The organism is Vibrio sp. 10N.222.49.C9, from assembly GCF_041474985.1.
In the GTDB taxonomy this organism is placed as follows: Bacteria; Pseudomonadota; Gammaproteobacteria; order Enterobacterales; family Vibrionaceae; genus Vibrio; species Vibrio crassostreae_C.
This window is the reverse complement of the sequence record NZ_JBFRVD010000766.1, coordinates 1-396: the sequence shown is the minus strand read 5'-3', so window position 1 is coordinate 396 and position 396 is coordinate 1. Positions and strand designations below refer to the sequence as shown.

General features: G+C 44.4%; 1 protein-coding gene and 1 pseudogene. Both read right to left on the bottom strand.

The annotated features are described in order from the left end of the window. A pseudogene (locus AB4585_RS25495) lies at positions 1-126 on the bottom strand (dTMP kinase); the annotation flags it as partial. Beyond that, positions 127-396, bottom strand: a 270-nt coding sequence (mltG, locus tag AB4585_RS25490; RefSeq protein ID WP_372171572.1) for an endolytic transglycosylase MltG, incomplete at its 5' end; no start/stop codon positions are given.

The following is a 396-nucleotide window of genomic DNA, read 5'->3' as shown; positions in this document are numbered from 1 at the left end:
AGGTTCTCTTGTTGAGACGATATTCTCGATACCTGACGAGGTTAACACCGACATAATACTCGCTATAGCGGTACTTTTTCCGGCGCCCTCTAGGCCCTCAACAACAATAAACTTACCTTGTTCCATTTATTTACGTGCCCTTAGCTTTCTTAGATATTCTTGAACAGCGCGGTTATGATCTCTTAAGTTTTTAGAGAAGACATGCCCACCATCACCACTTGCTACAAAGTACAGATACTTGCTGTCATCCGGGTCAACAGCTGCGGCTATTGCCTCTTCACCGACCATAGCAATTGGCGTTGGTGTCAGACCGTACATGGTATAGGTGTTGTATGGTGTTGGCGTTTGTAAATCACGCTTACGAATATTGCCTTTATACTTATCGCCCATACCGTA